This is a genomic window from Grimontia celer (assembly GCF_900055185.1).
In the GTDB taxonomy this organism is placed as follows: Bacteria; Pseudomonadota; Gammaproteobacteria; order Enterobacterales; family Vibrionaceae; genus Enterovibrio; species Enterovibrio celer.
The window spans coordinates 649,628-669,012 of the sequence record NZ_FIZX01000002.1 but is presented as its reverse complement, the minus strand read 5'-3'; the positions used below and the strand labels follow the sequence as shown (position 1 = coordinate 669,012).

General features: G+C 49.5%; 16 protein-coding genes. 4 read left to right on the top strand and 12 right to left on the bottom strand.

Annotated features, from left to right (window positions below; genetic code table 11):
* The first annotated feature begins 60 nt into the window (after positions 1 to 60).
* Entirely contained in the window at positions 61 to 1,530 is a 1,470-nt protein-coding gene (locus GCE9029_RS13200; RefSeq protein ID WP_062663706.1) for an aerolysin family beta-barrel pore-forming toxin, read from the top strand.
* Positions 1,531 to 1,598: 68 nt separating this feature from the next.
* Here GCE9029_RS13200 and GCE9029_RS13195 read toward each other — a convergent pair whose 3' ends face one another.
* Both GCE9029_RS13195 and GCE9029_RS13190 read right to left on the bottom strand, forming a co-directional pair.
* The gene (locus GCE9029_RS13195; protein WP_062663705.1) at positions 1,599 to 2,198 is read right to left on the bottom strand and encodes a glutathione S-transferase family protein; all 600 of its coding nucleotides are present in this window, start codon (positions 2,196 to 2,198) and stop codon (positions 1,599 to 1,601) included.
* Positions 2,199 to 2,210: 12 nt separating this feature from the next.
* A complete protein-coding gene (locus tag GCE9029_RS13190; protein WP_062663704.1) occupies positions 2,211 to 2,870 on the bottom strand; it encodes a glutathione S-transferase family protein in 660 nt (219 codons plus the stop codon).
* Between the two features lie 122 nt (positions 2,871 to 2,992).
* Between GCE9029_RS13190 and GCE9029_RS13185 the strand changes: the two genes are divergently transcribed.
* Positions 2,993 to 3,850 (top strand): LysR family transcriptional regulator, encoded by an 858-nt coding sequence (locus GCE9029_RS13185; RefSeq protein WP_062663703.1) that lies wholly within the window; start codon positions 2,993 to 2,995, stop codon positions 3,848 to 3,850.
* 62 nt (positions 3,851 to 3,912) lie between these two features.
* On the opposite strand, the gene GCE9029_RS13180 is transcribed toward GCE9029_RS13185, so the two are convergent.
* From GCE9029_RS13180 to GCE9029_RS13160, 5 genes are all read right to left on the bottom strand, one after another.
* Positions 3,913 to 4,536 carry a LysE family translocator gene (locus tag GCE9029_RS13180; RefSeq protein WP_062663702.1) on the bottom strand — a complete coding sequence of 208 codons (624 nt, stop codon included), beginning with the start codon at positions 4,534 to 4,536 and terminating at the stop codon, positions 3,913 to 3,915.
* 87 nt (positions 4,537 to 4,623) lie between these two features.
* Positions 4,624 to 6,555: a diguanylate cyclase domain-containing protein gene (locus tag GCE9029_RS13175; RefSeq protein ID WP_062663701.1), complete on the bottom strand. Its 1,932-nt coding sequence runs from the start codon at positions 6,553 to 6,555 to the stop codon at positions 4,624 to 4,626.
* Complete coding sequence (locus GCE9029_RS13170; RefSeq protein WP_063856887.1) at positions 6,552 to 7,115, bottom strand: YfiR family protein; 564 nt, start codon at positions 7,113 to 7,115, stop codon at positions 6,552 to 6,554. Before GCE9029_RS13170 ends, GCE9029_RS13175 begins: the two co-directional genes overlap by 4 nt.
* Positions 7,112 to 9,274, bottom strand: a complete 2,163-nt coding sequence (locus GCE9029_RS13165) for a TonB-dependent receptor plug domain-containing protein (protein WP_062663700.1) — start codon at positions 9,272 to 9,274, stop codon at positions 7,112 to 7,114. The genes GCE9029_RS13170 and GCE9029_RS13165 overlap by 4 nt, the downstream gene beginning before the upstream one ends.
* Before the next feature lie 340 nt (positions 9,275 to 9,614).
* Positions 9,615 to 10,148: an NUDIX domain-containing protein gene (locus GCE9029_RS13160; protein WP_062663699.1), complete on the bottom strand. Its 534-nt coding sequence runs from the start codon at positions 10,146 to 10,148 to the stop codon at positions 9,615 to 9,617.
* A 151-nt stretch (positions 10,149 to 10,299) separates the two neighbouring features.
* Here GCE9029_RS13160 and efpL point away from each other — a divergent pair, with 151 nt between their 5' ends.
* Together efpL and GCE9029_RS13150 are read left to right on the top strand one after the other, a co-directional pair.
* Entirely contained in the window at positions 10,300 to 10,875 is a 576-nt protein-coding gene (gene efpL, locus GCE9029_RS13155; protein WP_062663698.1) for an elongation factor P-like protein EfpL, read from the top strand.
* A gap of 293 nt (positions 10,876 to 11,168) precedes the next feature.
* The gene (locus GCE9029_RS13150) at positions 11,169 to 12,704 is read left to right on the top strand and encodes a trypsin-like serine protease (RefSeq protein WP_062663697.1); all 1,536 of its coding nucleotides are present in this window, start codon (positions 11,169 to 11,171) and stop codon (positions 12,702 to 12,704) included.
* Positions 12,705 to 12,738: 34 nt separating this feature from the next.
* Here GCE9029_RS13150 and GCE9029_RS13145 read toward each other — a convergent pair whose 3' ends face one another.
* The 5 genes from GCE9029_RS13145 to GCE9029_RS13125 all read right to left on the bottom strand — a co-directional run bounded on the left by GCE9029_RS13145 (position 12,739) and on the right by GCE9029_RS13125 (position 19,375).
* Positions 12,739 to 13,452 carry a DUF3726 domain-containing protein gene (locus GCE9029_RS13145; protein WP_062663696.1) on the bottom strand — a complete coding sequence of 238 codons (714 nt, stop codon included), beginning with the start codon at positions 13,450 to 13,452 and terminating at the stop codon, positions 12,739 to 12,741.
* On the bottom strand, positions 13,449 to 15,155 hold the full coding sequence (locus tag GCE9029_RS13140) for a hypothetical protein (RefSeq protein WP_062663695.1): 1,707 nt from the start codon (positions 15,153 to 15,155) through the stop codon (positions 13,449 to 13,451). The genes GCE9029_RS13145 and GCE9029_RS13140 overlap by 4 nt, the downstream gene beginning before the upstream one ends.
* Before the next feature lie 98 nt (positions 15,156 to 15,253).
* On the bottom strand, positions 15,254 to 16,825 hold the full coding sequence (locus GCE9029_RS13135) for a BCCT family transporter (protein ID WP_062663694.1): 1,572 nt from the start codon (positions 16,823 to 16,825) through the stop codon (positions 15,254 to 15,256).
* A 92-nt stretch (positions 16,826 to 16,917) separates the two neighbouring features.
* The gene (locus GCE9029_RS13130) at positions 16,918 to 17,904 is read right to left on the bottom strand and encodes a membrane dipeptidase (RefSeq protein ID WP_062663693.1); all 987 of its coding nucleotides are present in this window, start codon (positions 17,902 to 17,904) and stop codon (positions 16,918 to 16,920) included.
* A 22-nt stretch (positions 17,905 to 17,926) separates the two neighbouring features.
* A complete protein-coding gene (locus GCE9029_RS13125; RefSeq protein ID WP_062663692.1) occupies positions 17,927 to 19,375 on the bottom strand; it encodes an aldehyde dehydrogenase family protein in 1,449 nt (482 codons plus the stop codon).
* Positions 19,376 to 19,385 lie beyond the last annotated feature (10 nt).

The following is a 19,385-nucleotide window of genomic DNA, read 5'->3' as shown; positions in this document are numbered from 1 at the left end:
CTGACTTTGCGTTACCAATAACGCAGGAACACAACATCTAAAAACAATGGAGAAAAAGCCATGCCTAGAGTCACCCTATCGCTGATCACCCTGTCTTTGTTTTCAGCGTTTTCTACACCCAGCTTTGCGAAGATTTTTCCTGATCAGCTTGTTGTCGACTACCAAGGAGAAGATGTATGTCGCTCTGGTTATCGTCCCATCACACGCAGTGAGGCCACATTACATCGCGACTATCTGCTGTCGAAAATGGGTCAGTGGCAAATTACCGGTTTGAAAGATGACTGGGTCATCATGGGGACTGGACATGAAGGACGAATAAAACAGGATTTACCCAACTACAGTACGTGGTGCCATCCAACCAACACGGGAAATACAGGGATTCCTGACGTGGCGAAACATACTTTGCCTGAAGGAGAAGAAATCGATATTCAATACAATCTGGTTTCGGATGAAGGCAAGTTTATCCGCCCGCTCAGCAATCTAGCCCACAACCTTGGGTACGCTTGGGTCAGCGGAAACAGTAGCCCTTATGTTGGCAGAGACATGTCGGTCCGACAGGAAGGTGACAAATGGGTAATTCAAGGCAACAACCGTGGCTCATGTGACGGGTACCGGTGCGACGAGAAAACGGCTATCAAAGTCAGCAACTTCAATTACACACTGAACAGTGATGATTTCTGGCACGGTGATGTGACTGAGTCCAGCAAGCAGTTGGTGAAAACCGTGTATGCAACGGCTAGAAACCGCAGCGACATCGCACAGCAGGTGGTCATTGACCTCAAAGTGGATGAATCCACTAACTGGTCGAAAACCAACACTTATGGTTTCTCGCAATCCGTGCAAACCAAAAATACGTTCCAGTGGCCTTTGGTCGGCGAAACAGAATTGACGATCAAACTGGAAGCTAACCAAAGCTGGGCGAACACCAATGGTGGTGCGACCTCAGAAGCGGTCACACTTCAGGCTCGCCCTATGGTACCTGCCAATTCTGAGATTCCTATTCGCGTGGAGCTATACCGTTCAAGTATCTCCTACCCTTACCGATTCAGCGCAGACGTGAGTTATGATGTCGAATTCGACGGCTTCCTTCGCTGGAGTGGTAACGCATGGCACACCCACCCAACCAACCGTCCTACCCACAAACATACTTTCACCATGGGGCGCGCCAGTGAACCGTCCGCCGATATTCGTCACCAGTGGAATATTCGCCACATCCCGGGCGCATCACAATGGTGGGATTGGAGTTGGGCCATTCAGGAAAATGGCTTACAGAACATGCAGAGCGTCACCAGCCAAAGCCTTCGTCCGTTCGAGGCTGTTGTTTCCGGTGATTTCTATGCAGAATCCCAGTATGCAGGCACCATCGATATTGGGCAGGCACAACCTATCTCTGAGTCGCGTCGCTCTAAACGCAGTGTGACGGAAACGCTTCGTCAGGGTGATATTGAGCTGGAAACCAATTTGGATACTGATGAAATGCGTGTGCTCGGCTTTGGTGAAGTAGAGATCAGCATTCAAGCTGCGCAGTAATGGATATTGTGAATTGAATGAGAAACCGCCGCATATGCGGCGGTTTTAATGTTGGATTTGTCAGAGCTTCAATCGGGCATTCCGACGTAATGCTCACTGTCGGCGATAGCATTTATCCAACGCAGAATGTTTGGATAGCTTTCCAAGCTGAACCCGCCCTCGTGCGCCACGTGTGTGTAAGCGTACAACGAGATGTCTGCGATCGTCATGGTATCACCAACAATGAAGGCTGATTTTCCAAGCTGCTGATCCATCAATTTCAGTGCTTTGTGTCCACCAGCCTGTAGGGAGTGGTATTCATCAAGCCGCTCTTCAGGCATTCCCTGGTATTTCTGAATGAAGCGGGCAACCGCAATAAATGGCTCATGCGAGTATTGTTCAAAGAAAAGCCATTCGTAGACTTTGGCTTTTAAGAAGTTATCTGTCGGCAGATAAGAGGTACCTTCTGCAAAATAGCCCAGAATGGCATTTGATTCAGACAATACACGGCCATCATCCAAAACGACTGCGGGTATCTTCCCATTGGGGTTCACCGCCAGAAATTCGGTCGTTTTCGTCTCGCCTTTCAAAATATCGACATGCAGCCAATCGTGCTTAATCTCCAGAAATGAAAGTATCAGTTTCACTTTCAGGCAATTTCCGGACTTCATATCTCCGTATACAAGCATTCCGTTCTCCTATTACTCAGCCACGTCTGTGCCCACTTCTCCTTGCGGCACCACAACCGTGTTCAGTTTGGATTCTTGAATCCATTGCTTCATCGCGACGCTACCCAACACTTTTTCCATGTAGCGCTGCGCTTCAGCGGACACAGAAACCCCATAAGTCAAAAAGCGCAACGCAACAGGCGCATACATCACATCAGCAATCGAGAAATCACCAAACAGCCAGCCACCTTTATCACCAAACTGTGCCATTTGCTCAGTCCAGATCTCATCTATGCGCGCGATATCCTTTAAGCACGCATCTGAAGCTGAAACGTTGCGGCGCGCACGGATGTTCATTGGCATCTCCCCGCGAAGTGTCGTGAATCCAGAATGCATTTCAGCAGAAAGTGTACGCGCCTTGGCACGCTGAGCGACGCCTTCAGGCCAGCCTTTTCCGTTGAGATATTGTTCATTAACGTACTCACAGATAGCCAGAGAGTCCCAAACAGCAACATCTCCATCCACCAGCACAGGAACCTTCCCAGCACCAGAGTGTTTTCCGACCTCGGTGTAAAAAGCATCCGTGAACAAATCGAGATCAACTTCTTCAAAATCAATATCAAAGCCGCGGAGAACCAGCCAGCCACGTAGTGACCATGTTGAGTAATTCTTGTTGGCGATTATCAGTTTCATTAGGCTCTCCTTTCCCTTTGCTTTTTGTTGATGTGAACGAGTATGCTCAGAAGCAGGACAGGTTTCTAACGCATAGTTTTGATACCTAGTATTCGCTTTCATGATGCAAGGACAGATCGGGAATGGATATCGATTCACTGCGAAGCTTTTTAGCCATCGTGGACACAGGCAGTTTTACCCGTGCCGCCGCACAGATTCACCGCACGCAATCTGCCATCAGCATGCAGATAAAAAAACTGGAGGAAGAGCTCGGCAATCCGCTGTTTGATAGAGATAAAAGGCCACTTACCGTCAGCCTTGCCGGACAGCGATTGGTTAGTCACGCCCGAAGGCTGGTAGCCTCACACGACGAAGCATTGGACGCTTTCAAACGCGAAGACAACGCCCGACCTATCCGTATTGGATGTCCTGACGATTATGCAGAATCGCTGCTGCCCGAGCTGCTTGAAGCTTTTCGACAGCAACTCGGCAACGTGACCTTTAATGTGCTTTGCGCTTCCAGCGTTCGTTTACGTCAACGCCTCGACAGCGGTGATTTGGACTTAGCCATCGTCACCCGAGCCCCAGATTCTGACGAAGGTTGGCTGTTAAAGCATGATAAAGGCGTCTGGGTATGTGGTAATGACCCTACACTGGTGGAACGCCGACCCTTGCCATTAGCTTTGTTTGATAAAAGCTGTAAGTTCCACACCACCGCACTCGATGGACTCGGCAAGTTTGGTATTGATGTCGATTTGGTCGCCTTCACCACCAGTGCTTCAACCTTGGTGGGCTTGGTACGAAGCCAACAAGCACTTTCCGCGATGGCGACGGGAAGCGTACCACCAGATCTGAAGGTGCTTTCAGGCGCTAATTTACCGCCGCTCCCTGCCATTGATATTGTGATTGTTTCAGCGACCCACTCACATCCAATGATTACGCCATCTGTGATTTCCTCCATTTCACATCAGTTCACGGCTTCTCAGACCAAAATTGCTTAATGGGAATCAAAGGAACAAAAAAAGCAGCCCTTAGGCTGCTTTTTACTTTCGAATTCTTAAACTTACCGGCTGACAGCCAAATAGGCACCCGCACCAATCATTATGGAACCGGCACTTCGATTCATGCGCTTAATGGCTTTCTCAGTTTTCAGCAGTTTGGCGGCTCTGTCTGCACAAACAGCAATCAGCATCGCGCCACTCATCAAAGCAAAACCTGCCAGCACATTCGCCAACACCACATCACCCATACTCAGAATCGTCAGGTCCATAAAGGTCGGCAGGAACGCGATATAGAACAGGATCACTTTCGGGTTCGACGCTGAGATCAAAACACCCTGCATATAGTCAGCCATCACACCTGAAGATTTCTTGGCTGGCTTTTCAGAAAGCTCGGCCACTTGTGGCAACGCCTTAAACATCTTGTAGCCAAGGTAAATCAGGTACGCCGCGCCCACATAACGAATGATGGTAAACAAGGTCGCGTAGTTTTCAGCGATCGTTGCCAAACCAAAACATGCCAGCGTAAGGTAAATAAGATCACTTGTTACCATACCTGCAGAAATCGCCACGCAATCACGCCAACCTGTAATCATCGCACGAGCCAGAATCGCAAAAATACCTGGCCCAGGAGTGATAACAAAAATGAAGATGGCGATGGTGAAAGTAATCGCGCCTTCCAATGTCATTTCAACGTCCCTTATTGTTGCTCTTTTGACCGACACTAACAAAATGCACCGGTCGCCTCGAGTTGAGTTTCGACTGAGTTTCCATATTCACACTAGCTTTGTGGTTATTGCATTTTTCTCAGACATTGAAAAGCGGTTTTTACCATTGGCTTTCGCGTCATACATGGCCTTATCAGCCTGCTCAATAACTTGTGCCAGCGATGACGGATCATTCGCTGACCAATAACGTACACCAATACTCGCACTCACCTTTGGTTTACAGTTATTAATCACAATTTCATCGCTGAGCTTTTCGAGAAGTCGATTGGCAACGGTATCGACTGGCACATTGCCATAAAGCGCAATCAAGAACTCGTCTCCAGATAAACGGGACACAAAATCACGACGTGAAACTGATGACTTCAGACGCTCAGCGACTACTTTCAGCAGTTCATCACCGACCTGATGACCAAACTGATCATTCACCGACTTAAACCCATCCAGATCGATAAACAGCACATGCATGTCGCGCTCTTTGTCATGGTCTTGCGTCAACTTATCCAAAGCATGAGCACGGTTCGCCAATCCCGTCAGCGCATCATGGTTTGCTATGTAGTTGAGGCGTTTAATTTCCATTTCCGCCGACAAATCAACAATGGTAATCACGAAGCCTTCAACACGACCGCGATGGTTGGTCAGCGTCCGTGCGACGACCTGACAAGGTATATCAATACCACCATGACCAGACAGCATACGATGCCACTCCATGTTTCCAGTCGTGAGCAAGGTTTTGAGCTCCGCATAGCTTAGTCTGTAGGAAGCATCTGTCGACATTGTGTGCCATGAGTGATGGACCCCGAAGGTATGGATACACGCCGCATTCTGCGTCTTGATCGTTAAATCCCTAGACATCACGAGTGTCGCATCCTGACTCTTATCAAAGATAAGTTCAGCGAGTTTCCGGCGTTGCTCGGCCTCACGTTGATCCGTCACATCATCAAACTGCACCAGTGAATGTTGTGCTGCTGCCATCGGCTGCGTACTGACCTGAAACACTTTACCTGTTGCGGTATGAGTCAGTTCAATCCCCCTCATTGGCTGATGTTTATCGATAGCGTGAGAAAGAGCATGAACCCGAGACACTGGTTCAAAGGTTCTCAACAACTTGGTCAGATTACGTGGTGAACAGTTCACACGACGCAGCAGATATTCTGCGGCCGGGTTGAAATAGGTCACTACATCGCCGGGCGCTATAACCATGACGCCATCTTCCATCGTATCGAGGACTTCACCGATATATTGGCTCTTGTTCTCCAACTGATTCAGCGTCTGTTTGAGCTGGTAATCGCGCTCGGACAGGTTTGAAATCAGATCGTTAAAACAGGCTGTCAGCTGTCCCAGCTCATCCTTGTGCTTAACCGGAATAGCGCGACCAAACACACCCAACCTCAGCATCGAAGACATCGACTGATGCAGTGACGCCAGTGGGTGTGATACCAAGCGGTGAAGCATTTGTGCAAACACGAGCGCCAACAAAGAGAGCAAGCTGGTTCCTGCCGTTAAGTATCCAACCAGGAAATGTCGCTCTTCCTCAATGGCTTCTCGCGAGACATACACCTCGATGAATCCCAGTATTTCCTGTCCGAGTACAATCGGCTTCTTCACACGCTCGAAGTTAGTATCACTACACATAATCGACGCATCTGTTGGATGGCAATCGGATGGCAAATCCATCACTGAAGCAAACTCAGTACGATTCGATTTAAGTACTCGCGCACCAATCAAATCCGGATCAACACGGAGGGCTTCTAATTGCTCGAACGCGGTGCGTTGATCTTCAAACGCCAGCGCTGCAGTCAGGTTAACCGCAGCTGCATTGGTCAGAATCTCAGTGCGGCCAATCAAGCTTTGTTCCATTTTGTCTTCTGCGATTTTCTCAATGGCAAAGCCAAGCAGGACAACGCCTGAAGTCATCAAAAGCCAAGTTGGTAACACCAGTTTGATTCTGAGAGGGAGGTTATTCAGCCAACGAAGAATCATGCCTTGTCCTCCCCTTCTATCACTGCAATGGAAAGTAATTGAGAACGCAGGGAAAATGGAGCGCCCGCCAAATTGCTTCTACTGATAAGAGGTTTAATGCGGTTGTTCACGCGGACAAACGCCATCATGCCTCCCGCCCTAGTGAAACGACGACCTTCCCCTACCAGAAGCGCGTTGGGGAATGACGCTTTCAAGGCAGAGACTTGATCCGCTTCATTTGTGGTGGTGTAGACGATATGGCATCCCGGAGTCGGTGTTTGTTCATTGCGGATTTGGTGAAACACAGCTTGAGGCTTGCTGAGCGCGATTTCCTCGAGCTTCTTACTGACACCATTGTCTGCATCTACGCAGAAGTGATATTGAGACGACATACCATGCGAAGCCTTCCAGTCGACCAGCATGGCAAAACGGAATAGGTAAACGGCTTTTAAATCATCATCTCGGATGTCATGTGCACGAACGCATGTGCTGATTGCAAAGACAATCAAAGCCGAAAGCCAGAGCGCGATTGCTCTGGCTTTATAGCTGTAATAAAAGTGGTGGATTGACCGTTTCATCATGGAAGCTGCCAATCTATCTCTAGCCAGTATTGAGTGCCGTTGTCGAAGCCACCGTAGCTAGCAGGGAACTCGTTCACTTGATCGTTGAATAAGTTCTCTACCGAGAAGATGAATTCAGGGAAGTTTTTGCCAGGTGTCCAACCTGCTATAAAGTCCCATGTCAGCACTTCTGGCCAGCCATATTCTTCTTCACTTCCCACCAGCTCATCCGGTTTGGAAGCAGCGACGTAGTTCAGAACATTACTGACCCAAAGATCTGGCGTGATATCCCACATGATTTGGGCATTGGCAAGATGCACTGGCTCGTTTTCGTAGCTGCGAAGTGGCCCTTCACTGCTGCTACAAACATCACCATGACACTCAGCTTTAATCTTACGGTACGAGTAGCTGGCGTTAATTTGCAAATCGCTCGATGGCTGCCATTTCATACTCAACTCACCCCCATGGGTTCGTGAGCTCAAAGGAGCTATCTGCTTATACTTGTATACATCGACGATTGTTCCGACGGTGCCAGGAGAGGAGTTTTCCCAGATGTAATCGCGATCAGCACTTTCCAGTAACCAAGCAGGAATATCGGTCTCTTCACTCAGGAACAGGTTGGCATCAAACTGCACCGTTTTATCCGCCCAAAAACGGTAGCCCAGCTCAAAAGTTTCCATTTTAGGCACAGGCATGTCTTCACTACCCTGACGCTCAATAATCTGCATATAGTCAAAGGTATAAGGCAGGCAATTGCCTGGATTCCCTGCTTCGCAGAAAGTCACGTTGCTCGCATAAGCATTCTGATGAAAATCGGTCGTTCTCCCCTGCCGTGCAGGCGTAATAACAGAGCGACCCCAGCCAGCCCAAATTCGCTGGTTATCACCTAACTCCTGCATCAAACGCACCTGCGGCTGAGCAAAAGTATCTTCGACCAGATTGAAGTATTGCCAGCGGTTACCCAACATCAGTTGAGTGGTATCTGTCATTGGATAGGTGTAGTTGAGATACAAGGCAACGCTTTGGTTAGTGAAGCCCGCTTCATCCGTCACTCGAACATAGGGATATGTATACTGCTCATGCTGCGAATAAGGGCGGAAATACTCGTCAACCAAACGATAGTTGAGCCCCACCATAAAGTGACCACCAAACACATTGTTATCTGTATAAGTGGTTTCCGAATCGAAGCGGGTGAAGTACGCATTGCGATCATTGCCATTGCTACTGCTGTACGTCAGCCAAAACTGCTGTTCCCAGTGTGTATCTTCACTCAAATCCTGAAGGTATTTGATACCTGCGAAGTACTCTTCTGCGAGCATTTCAGTATCAAACGCAACATAGTCGTCGACATCCTGGCCTGGAAACAGGAAGTGAGGTTGATAATTCAGCCACTGGTAATCCTCGCGCGAGCGAATGCCACCTACCTGGAAGGAAATGGTACGGTCAAGATTCTGGTAGTCGCCACGCATACCGAAGCGTTCCGTGTAAACGCGGAAATGCTGCTGCTCTTTGACGAGTTCTTGGTCCGTCGTCCATGGCATATGCTGAACAAACTCGGCATAACCGCTCAGGAAAAAGTTATCGGCGACTTCGCCACCGTGACGAACCTGATATTCCTGATAGTGGTAATTACCGACAGAAGCAGAAACGCGCTTTCTTGGCGCATCTTCGGCATCCAGAGTGATGATGTTAACTACGGCATTTGCGGCGTTTCCACCCCAAATCGTTCCCACTGGCCCGAGCACCACTTCAATACGATCGATATTGTCCAAGCTTACCGGGATCAAGTCCCAATCAACTCCTGAGAACATGCCATTGAAAACGCTGCGTCCATCAACCATTACCAACATGGTATTGCTCAACGCTTCGTTAGTGGTGCGGGCCGCAATACCCCAGTCATAATTGGAGAATTTCGCCACGTGTAAACCCGGAGCTAACACCAGCACGTCGGCAACTGACCTTGCACCAGAGCGCTTGATCTCTTTTGAAGTGATCACATGAACCGCCGCCGGAATATCGGCAAGACTCAGTGAAGTGCGCGTTGCAGAAACCACCTTGGTGTCCGACAAAGATTCGAGCGGCATATCTAACAGCGCGTCAAGATCGACATCGGCCAAAGAAGGCAATGAAAGAGGTAGGCTTAAACAGGCAGCCATCGCGGCTCGGCGGGCTTTAAGCATTTCGCATATTCCAGAAAATCGTTACCGGCTCAACGCCGTAAAACTGCATCCGTTGGGTGACAAACCATCCGTGATTTTTTGGATTCAAAAAGCGGTGGGAATGCTCGTTGAATTACAGTGTACTTTTACCGGCATTATACGTGCGACAGGTGGGATAAAATAGCAATTTGGAAAGCAGAAAGTAGGGTTTTTAGCGCTCTCAGAGGCATATCTCATTGCAAGTCAGATAAATGACGCAAAAATCAATGATTGCGTCATTTATCTGTCGTTATCAGGATTTTACAGTCTTTATTTTTCAATCAGTTAGTGATCGACATCATTTTTTCGATAAAACCAGAACTCAAACCAGTTTTTTCAGTTTTGCTAACCCATAAGCAGCAACCGTGACGTTATCCTTTATCTCCCCGTCTACGATCATGCGCTCAAACTCCTCAACAGGAAAAGGATGCGAAATCAGGTCTTCTTCTTCCGCATCCAGCGACTTGCCCACATCAGTCAAACCGCTTGCAAGATAAATGTGGCAGGTTTGATTTAAAAACCCATAGGCAATGTAATGCGCGCCGACATAAACCATCTCTTTGGCATCCATTCCCGTTTCTTCACGAAGCTCACCTTTTGCCAATTCAAGATGATCAGCATCCGGACGAGATTCCCACGCGCCTTGCGGCAACTCCCAACAACGCTTTTGGACGGTATAGCGAAACTGCTGGACTAGGTGAATCTGTCCATTATCAATCGCCATTATCACGGCGCAATCAGGCTTATCCACCACACCATAAATACCTTCAGCACCGCTTGGGCGAAGGATCTTGTCTTCACGAACCGTCATCCATTTGTTCTGGTAAACCACTTTGGTATCGAGTTGTTTAATCATTGTTCCTGCTATTCCGTTCCTGAATGGGCCTCAAGGGTAGATCACCAAGCTTAGAGTGCTTCTATTTCTGCACCAATGATACATTCAGTCCCTTGCCAAAAATAAGATTCGTGATATTTTTCGCATCAGTTATTCAACTGGAACAGTGACCATGCCAAAGGCAAGTGAAATTAAAAAGAACGCCGTTATCGAACACAACGGTAAAGTACTGGCAGTTAAAGACATTGCTAAGCTGACCCCGAGCGGCCGTGCGGGCAACAGCCTTTTCCGTATGCGTTTATATGATGTAGCAACCGGCGCAAAAGTTGACGAAAGCTTCAAAGCAGACGACTTGATTACCCTGGCGGATTTCAGCCGTCACCCAGCTGACTTCTCTTATGTGGATGGCAGCGAGTACGTGTTCATGGATTCTGAAGACTACACGCCTTACCACTTCAACAAAGATGATATCGAAGAAGAACTACTGTTCATCACAGAAGAAACCAAAGGCATTCAGGTACTGGCTGTGAGCGGTAAACCTGTGGCTCTGGAATTACCTTCTGCAGTAGATCTGGTCATCACCGAGACTTCACCTTCTATCAAAGGTGCGTCCGCAAGCGCACGTACCAAGCCAGCAACACTGACCACAGGTCTGGTTGTTCAGGTACCAGAATACGTGGCACCTGGTGACAAAATCCGCGTTAATACCGCAGAGCACAAATTCATGAACCGCGTAGATTCCAAATAATTCTTACCGCGTTTCCGAAAGCCCCTCCCGGGGCTTTTTTATTCGTATTTCTGTCCCAGTTCTCCTGAAAATCCTTCCGCTTTCGCAAGTGATAATTTGATTTTCATTTGACGATTCCTCTCCTTATCACGAAATTTGCAATACCAATCAATAGCGAAAATTAAGAGTCACTCGCAAATAAAAAAGACTCTTACATTGCAACTTGTTAGCAAGAAAAGGGCATTGCTTCCTTTTAGGGGAGCATAACGCTCGCTTTGTAAATCAAGGAGCAAACATTGAAAAACAAAATAACAATGGCGCTTGCCATGACATTGATGTCACCTTGTCTATTCGCTGCTGAGACGATCAATCAAAATCCTGCTGAAGTATCGCCACGTATCGTCGGTGGTGTGGATGCCAACCCAGCGGAGTGGAAGTTCTATACCCAGATTGTGAATTCGAACAGTAACCGTTCGTTCTGTGGTGCCAGCTATATCGGTGATGGCTTTGTCCTGACTGCCGCGCATTGTGTTGACACCGATGCCCCAAATCACATCGCCGTTAAGATAGGCGGCTACCGCTACAACGGCACTGATGGTGTGCGGGTTAATGTTTCAGAGATCTATATCCACCCCAATTTCAACACCCGCAATCTGGCCAATGATATTGCCTTGCTTAAACTGGCCAGCGTGCCTGCGGGAGTAACGCCGGTTGAAATTGCTGATGGGTCGCTTTACCAGTATGTGTCTGACGGTGATTTACTGACCGTTGCAGGACTGGGCCGAACCTCTGAAGGTGGCAGCTCACCGACAGTATTGCAGGAAGTGGACGTGCCTTTGGTTTCTGACGCAGCCTGTCGTCAGGCGGGTGGCAGTTACACAGCAGTGGGCGATGTCTCATTCTGTGCGGGCGTGCCGCAAGGTGGCATTGACTCGTGTCAGGGTGACAGCGGTGGCCCGATTGTTATCAACCGTGGTGGTGTCACTACACAGCTCGGTATTGTCAGTTGGGGCGTCGGGTGTGCGCGTCCGAACAAATACGGCGTTTACAGTGATATCGCTGCACTGCGTCAATTTGTGGATGGCATCGTGCATGGTGGCAGTGACAAGGTACATATCACCTATAAAGAAAATGAAGTACTGGCAGACTTTATTGTTGGCGAACCGAAGCAACACACATTCACGATTGCAAATACCGGGTTCGCGCCAATCACAATTGATCGCCTGAGCGTGACAGGTTCCGGCGTAGCGACGCAGCCAGTTATCTCTAACGACCGATGTTCTCAATCCACTCTTCTGGGTAACGATGTGTGTCAGGTCTCGATTGAATTCGGTGCCACGAAAGCAGGAACTGCTTCTGCCGCTTTGAGTTTTGAAATTGATAAAACCACGACGGTTTACACGGCTAATGTTTCAGCCACGGCCAAAGACTCAACGGGCTTTTGCCCAACCGATTGGCAAGATGGCAATGTTTATCTCCCGGGAGACACTGTCACTTGGGGAGGAAAACTTTGGCGGGCCAAGTGGTGGACACAAGGTGAGCATCCATCCACCAGCGGCCAATGGGGTGTCTGGGAAGAAGTTGGCATTGCTGACTGTGGCCCAGTCAATCCTGTTGAGCCTCCAGTACAACCGCCGGTTGAGCCTGAACCACCAGTGACACCAGAGCCGCCGGTTGGCTCGGACAGCTATGTGGCAGGCACTTCATATTCGGCCGGCGATATTGTCACTAATGGCGGTTCAACGTACGAATGTAAGTCTTGGCCTTATAACCTTTGGTGCGGTGCAACCCCAAGCGCCTATGAGCCGGGTGTCGGTACCAACTGGCAAGACGCTTGGATTCTGCGGTAATTAAAATTACCCCGATGTTTTCATCGGGGTAATTTTATTCACCCGCACCTCGCATTGAGCGCTCACTGTCTTCAACCAGCAGCCTTGATGCGTAGTGTTTTAACGCCTCCCAATTACTCAGGCGAATTCTAATTCCCTGCTCCCATGCGGCACTTGCCGCTTCATTTTGTTCATGGCCGGAAATCGTTGGCACTGATGCACTGTTCGAGGCAGAAAATGGAGCCAAGCTTAATTCTATCTGCATGCTGTTTTCCTCGAGACCCAGATCCTTTTGAAGGTAAATATCAGGATATCGGGAACCCGCATTCAGAATGCACTCGATATCATCCGGCGAGTCATTCCTGTGCCAGCAAACACGCACTGATAGCCCTTTTCCTGCCAGTTTAAGAAGCTCACCAAATGCCAGCCAACGATTGCGGCAATCTTTGACTGACATCGACACCCGTGGGAAGCCAATTAACCTTTCAACTGCCACATCAATCAAAGCGGGCAAGTGACAAAACAAACTGCCACCATGAAGGCTCACGAGGATATTGCCATCGATGATATCGCACCGCGGAGCACGCGCTTCTTGCTCTTCATCTAGGGTAGGTAAAGCCTCGACAAACATCGAAACGCCACTCAACCCTGCCATTTCCAGATCAACCACAGTTTCTGCGATGGTATCTGATTCACCATGGGGGTGGTTTAACGCATCAAAGGCCTTAGTGCATAGCCCCACCAATTCGTTGTGAGAGACCTGGATCATAGCGCCTCCCTTTGCTCTGAAGACGAGGTTAAGACAGGAAACAGCCAAGAGTCAGTGTCTGCACTATTACCCAACTCTGCAAAAATTGGAGCACCTTGGAACAAGGTCACTCTCACCCAGCGGTCAGAGCGGGGATCGAACTTAGTCGCTCCAAACATCGAAAGCTTGCAGCGAAGCAGGTGCATGGGCAGGACATTTTTCGCCAGTACATTGATTTGAATATCCCCCATGGGGCAATTGCCAAGCGTCCAAATACGACGGGCAATCATTCTGAAACGCGTATTTTCCAGCAGGAACTCAGCCAGTGATGTGGTTGAATCCACTTGTTTTAGCGAGTGGTAGAATCTTGAAGCCTGCCTGCCGACATCAAGCCCCAGCTCTTTTTCTTCCCCGGGTTCTTCACCGCGCACCGCCATGCGAGGCTCTTCTTTATCCTGTGAGCGGTACCAAAACCAGTACTGATTATCTGCTTTAGAAAAATCTATTTCCAATGCCCAGCGATAACGCGTTTCCAGCAGAGAAATCATGGTCGACACTTTAATGCCCGGTGTCAGTGACAAAGATTCATCTGCATTCATTTCATTGCAAAAAGGATCGACAATGTCTGGGAATGTTTCGAGTAAACAAGTGACCAGAATTTCCTGTGTTTCGAAAGAGTATTTTTCCGCCGTAGAAATGGCATCAACCCAATATGACCCATCGCTGGAAAGCATCACAATGTCCTGCTCCAGGGAAGGAAGTTCATCCACACTCTGAGCGTTTAAGCCTTTCTGATGCGCGTCAATGGTCACCACTTCTTTCAGGTGTTTTCTGGCCTTGTGTAACAGAGACAACACCCTCACCGCGCTCTTTCCGCAGACTGATTGCTGCGACACTGCCGCCAAAGCCATTTCCCGGTGAGTCAACCAATTATCTACCACTCTTGGATGGCGAATAAGGTAAGGTGCCATGCCCAAACCCGTGGCATTGCCCACACCGATATAGCGCTGTAACTCAGGTGACAAGGTAGTCGCATGAACGCCGCCTTTTTGCTTCGCCAAAAAATGAACCCAGTCCAGACTGAATTCGCGAAGCATATAAACCGCACACATTTGCGCACTGAATGAGAGACGGAAATCCGGGTTTTCATTCAGCGTTTCAAAGTCCGCAATCCCAAATTTACCATTCCCATAAACAGCAGTTGTACGGAGGATGTACCCCACATTTGCGATTTCCTGAGCATTGGGTTGTTGCCCAACCGACAACGCATCGATCAGATGCTCAAACACACGCACGCTCTTGTTGGCACGGGATAAAACCAGCACTTGCGTGGTATTTCTGCCAGCTTCCTGCAGCGGCACATTTTGACGCAAGCGATCCAGCTCTCTCTGATCAACCCGTCCCTTGACCAGCGCCATGGTCACATCCCACTTTTCCGCAATGACACGATCATTGCGCTCTTCATCAGCAATAGCCGTTGAAAAAACGACAAGTTGATAAACCCCATTTGGCGTCAGCAGCTCATAGACCGCTGTACCAAACCCTTCTGCAGCAATGTCCCACTGAACGCATTCAATTTTCCACTGCTCAGACTCCATCTTTCTCAACAAACTACGCACGAAGCTAAGACGGGTTTGGTGCATCGCACCCAATCGATAAGGATCCATCACCACAGCTGGATCACGCAGCATAGTGACACTTTCCATAGCAGTTTTTGCATTCATGAAGCCACACCTACAAACGCTTAGCATTGTTGATTATTGGGGGGACAGCGTTATTCATGCTGTCCCATATTTGCCTCGTTACTTTCTAATCGCGACCATCAATCCAAACCCTGCTCTTTCGCCATTTGCAGTGCGATTTTCGGACCGTTCCACAGTGACGGCAGCAGGATGAGTGATACCGGTACCGCAGTGATAACAATGAAGGATTGAAGTGCAGACACGCCGCCAGAGCCCAGGGAGATAAGAATGATGGCGGTAGCCCCCATCATGACACCCCAGAAAGTGCGCATCAGACCATTTGGGTTGAGGTCGCCGCTAATCACCACACTGATGGTGTAAGTCATGGAGTCACCCGTAGTAACAATGAACACCGTGGTGAGGATGAGGAACAGAATGGAAATCAGCATGGGGAAAGGCAGTTGCTGAGTGATTGCAAGCAGTGACGCCGGCAGGTTAAAGCCTTCGAAGGCCTTACTGACCGAGCCAGGTTCCGCCATTTCAAAAGCCAGACCCGAGCCACCCACAATGGTGAACCAGAAGCAGGTGATAAGCGGCGCAATAATGCTGATCGTGGTGACCAGTTGACGGATCGTTCTGCCACGGGAGATACGCGCAATAAAGATGGCCATCATCGGGCCATAGCCCAGGAACCAGCCCCAGAAGAATACGGTCCACCAGCTTAGCCAGCTCATATCACCGCGGAAGGTAGCCATAGGGATGAAGTTGTCGACCATGGTGCCTACGCCTTGTAGGTAACCATTGATAATGAAATCAGTCGGGCCAACCAAAAGGATGTAAGCCATGAGGCCTACAGCCAGAATCACGTTGTAACGACTCAGGATCTGGATACCACGGTTGACGCCACTCAATGCTGAGATGGTGTAGATAGCGATTGCACAGAGGATAATGATGAATTGGGTCGTGAAGCCATCAGGTAATGCGAACAAAGCGTTCAGTGCATAGCTGATTTGCAAGCCGAGAAAACCAATCGGGCCAATGGTTCCCGCTGCAACCGCAATGATGCAGCAAGCATCAATCAAGGCACCAAACATACCTGTCATTGCACGCTCACCAAATACCGGGTAAAGCAGAGTACGCGGCTTGAGGGGTAGCCCTTTGTCATAGTGGAGGTGCATCAGCACAATAGTGGTCAGGGTGCCGAGGATAGCCCAGGCAAGGAAACCCCAGTGCATGAAAGATTGTGCCAATGCATTAAATGCCTGACGCTGAATATTGCCTTCAGGCACGCCATACAGTGGAGGAGGATTAACGAAGTGAGCAATCGGCTCTGCCGCCGCCCAGAAGACACCGCCGCCGGCCAAAAGGGTACAAAGAATGATTGCCAGCCATTTAAAGCCTTCCATCTCAGGCTTGTCCATCGCACCTAAGCGCACCTTTCCGGTACCCGGGCTGAATGCCAAGGCCAGACCAATCAAAAACGTCGCCAGCAGTAGCAACTGCCAGTAAGGGCCAAAGAAGGACACGCTCCAACTGAAGCCAGCATTGACCAGTGAAGACAGAAGCTTGTTATCAACAAGCGCTATCACCACAAACAGCGTGAGAAATCCGCCGCTCATCCAAAAAACCGGATTATCAAGACCCAGTTTCACCCAGACACTTTGTTCCTTGTTTACAGTGCTTGTCTTCTCTGCATTGAGTAATTCAGACATCATCTGTCTCCACGTTGTCATTAGCCCCTGAACCTTCGTCCAGAAACTTTGCTCCTTGTGAGCGGTTATCCCGCTTCGCGAAATGTTTTGATTTATTCCGACCTTAAGCCGTCTTCCAAAAAGGTGAGCCAGTTACGGCCGAGTATCCCTGCCGTTTCCTGTTCACTGAATCCAATCTCGCGTAATCCCTGATAAATATTTTTTAGCCCGCTGGTCTCCGGGAACCACGGCAAAGCCGCAGGCCAGCCAGCGTTTGAAGCCGAGCCTTCTCCGTAATCGAGGCTTTTCGACCATCTGCCATTTCGCATCCATTCGAGAACACTTTGTGGCTGGTTTTGGCAAAGGTCACTACCAATAGCGAGGCGTTCTACATCCACCATTTCAGCGGTATCGGCGACCATTCGACAAAAGTCTTCCAAGCTGCAATCACTGCCGCCAGGAAGGTGGAAAGGGTAAAGACTGAAGCCAAGCAAACCGCCTCTTTCGCATAAGGCTCGGATCACTTCATCCGACTTATTGCGAAGCGCTGGGTGTGCACGCTGCGGGTTGGCATGGCTGATACAGATAGGGCGAGAGGACAGATCAATCGCTTCCAGCGTTGAACGCTCAGAGCTATGAGACATATCGACAATCATGCCAACACGGTTCATTTCCGCGATAGCTTGCTTGCCAAAGCGGGTCACACCGCTGTCTTCCTGCTCGTAACAACCCGTCGCCAGCAAGCTCTGGTTGTTATAGGTCAACTGCATGATCAAAAGACCAAGCTTACGCATGACCTCAATCAGGCCAATTTCATCATCGATAGGCGAACAATTCTGGGCACCGAAAAAGATGCCAACCTTGCCTTCGCTTTTCGCCTTGAAAACGTCTTCCATGGACAGAACAGGCATGATCAGATCGCTGTTTCGCTCGAAATGTAAGTTCCACTCGGCAAAACGGGTCAGTGTTTCACGTGCATTCTCGTGGTACACCAAGGTCACGTGAATCGCAGTGACACCGCTTTGTTTGAGCGATTCAAAATACGCTCTGTCCCAATGGCAGTACTGCAATCCATCGATGATGATTTCGTCATGATACATAAGCTGTCCCTACCCTGTTCAATTAGTAAGCGCGCTGGTAAGCCGTTTTTACGATGGTGTAGAAATCGCGTGCATATTGGCCCTGCTCACGCGGCCCAAAGCTGGATTCCTTACGGCCGCCAAACGGTACGTGGTAATCAGTACCTGCCGTTGGCAGGTTCACCATCACACAACCGGTTTGGGCTTGCTGTTTAAAGAGGGCGCTGCTGCGAAGGCTGGATGTCACAATCCCCGCAGTCAGGCCAAAACGGGTTTCATTCACTTTGGCGATGGCCTCTTCCAGAGAGCCGACACGCTGAACACAGGCCATAGGAGCGAATAGCTCTTCCTGATTGATGTCCCAATCATTCTGGGTATTGATGAACAAGGTCGGTGCCATGTAGTAGCCGTCGTTTTCAAGTGTTAAACGCTCACCACCAGTGACAAGTTCCGCACCCAATTCATGGGCTCTCTCCACCCATTTCAGGTTTGAAGAGAGTTGGCGCTCATCGACGACTGGCCCCATAAACACGCCGTCTTCCAACGCATGTCCAACTTTCAGTTGCTGCATACGCGCGGAAAGTGCTTCAACGTAAGCATCATGAACGTTATCAAGGACGATAAGGCGGGAGGACGCGGTACACTTCTGACCTGTCCCAGAGAATGAGCCGGCTATGGTTGCTTCTACGGCGATGTTGATGTCCGCGTCTTCGGCAATAACAAGGGCATTCTTACTGCCCATCTCAAGCTGGCAGCGAACAAAGTTAGGCGCCGTCGCTGCTGCTACTTTTCGGCCTACATCTACTGAACCCGTGAAGCTGACAGCATCGATTTCGCTGCTGTGGATCAGGGTATCGCCCACTTCAGAGCCCGACCCCAGCACCAGGTTAAACACCCCTGCTGGCAGCCCTGAACGATGAATGATGTCTGCCAATGCCACGGCACTTGCCGGTGTCAGGTTGGCAGGCTTCCAAATTACGCTGTTGCCAAATGCCAGCGCTGGCGCGATTTTCCAAGAGGCGGTCGCCGTCGGGAAGTTCCATGGCGAAATGATCGCGACCACGCCGACTGCTTCACGAGTAACTTCGACCTGAACGCCGGGACGCACAGACTCGGCCATTTCACCCATTTGGCGCAGCACTTCCGCCGCGTAGTATTGGAAGAATTGCCCCGCACGGTAAATCTCCCCACGACCTTCAGCAAAAGGCTTGCCTTCTTCACTGGAAAGCAAACGCCCCAAATCATCACAGCGAGCAATCAGCTCATCGCCAATGGATTGCAGTACTTTCTGTTTTTGCTCCAACGGCGTTTTCGCCCACACTGGTTGTGCTTCACGGGCACAGGCAATCGCCTGATAAACCTGAGCTTGGCTGGCTTGCGCAAAGTCCCCCAAAGACTCGGAAATGTTAGATGGGTTAATGTTGGCAACCGTGCGCGTTCCCTGACACCACTCCCCACCGATGTAGAGTGCGTTCTCTCTGTTCAGGCTCATCCTTAACTCC

Excerpts from the sequence above, each read along its gene's own strand:
- GCE9029_RS13200 (WP_062663706.1), top strand. The coding sequence starts at position 61 with ATGCCTAGAGTCACCCTATCGCTGATCACCCTGTCTTTGTTTTCAGCG.
- GCE9029_RS13195 (WP_062663705.1), bottom strand. The coding sequence starts at position 2,198 with ATGCTTGTATACGGAGATATGAAGTCCGGAAATTGCCTGAAAGTGAAA.
- GCE9029_RS13190 (WP_062663704.1), bottom strand. The coding sequence starts at position 2,870 with ATGAAACTGATAATCGCCAACAAGAATTACTCAACATGGTCACTACGT.
- GCE9029_RS13185 (WP_062663703.1), top strand. The coding sequence starts at position 2,993 with ATGGATATCGATTCACTGCGAAGCTTTTTAGCCATCGTGGACACAGGC.
- GCE9029_RS13180 (WP_062663702.1), bottom strand. The coding sequence starts at position 4,536 with ATGACATTGGAAGGCGCGATTACTTTCACCATCGCCATCTTCATTTTT.
- GCE9029_RS13175 (WP_062663701.1), bottom strand. The coding sequence starts at position 6,555 with ATGATTCTTCGTTGGCTGAATAACCTCCCTCTCAGAATCAAACTGGTG.
- GCE9029_RS13170 (WP_063856887.1), bottom strand. The coding sequence starts at position 7,115 with ATGATGAAACGGTCAATCCACCACTTTTATTACAGCTATAAAGCCAGA.
- GCE9029_RS13165 (WP_062663700.1), bottom strand. The coding sequence starts at position 9,274 with ATGCTTAAAGCCCGCCGAGCCGCGATGGCTGCCTGTTTAAGCCTACCT.
- GCE9029_RS13160 (WP_062663699.1), bottom strand. The coding sequence starts at position 10,148 with ATGATTAAACAACTCGATACCAAAGTGGTTTACCAGAACAAATGGATG.
- efpL (WP_062663698.1), top strand. The coding sequence starts at position 10,300 with ATGCCAAAGGCAAGTGAAATTAAAAAGAACGCCGTTATCGAACACAAC.
- GCE9029_RS13150 (WP_062663697.1), top strand. The coding sequence starts at position 11,169 with ATGGCGCTTGCCATGACATTGATGTCACCTTGTCTATTCGCTGCTGAG.
- GCE9029_RS13145 (WP_062663696.1), bottom strand. The coding sequence starts at position 13,452 with ATGATCCAGGTCTCTCACAACGAATTGGTGGGGCTATGCACTAAGGCC.
- GCE9029_RS13140 (WP_062663695.1), bottom strand. The coding sequence starts at position 15,155 with ATGAATGCAAAAACTGCTATGGAAAGTGTCACTATGCTGCGTGATCCA.
- GCE9029_RS13135 (WP_062663694.1), bottom strand. The coding sequence starts at position 16,825 with ATGTCTGAATTACTCAATGCAGAGAAGACAAGCACTGTAAACAAGGAA.
- GCE9029_RS13130 (WP_062663693.1), bottom strand. The coding sequence starts at position 17,904 with ATGTATCATGACGAAATCATCATCGATGGATTGCAGTACTGCCATTGG.
- GCE9029_RS13125 (WP_062663692.1), bottom strand. The coding sequence starts at position 19,375 with ATGAGCCTGAACAGAGAGAACGCACTCTACATCGGTGGGGAGTGGTGT.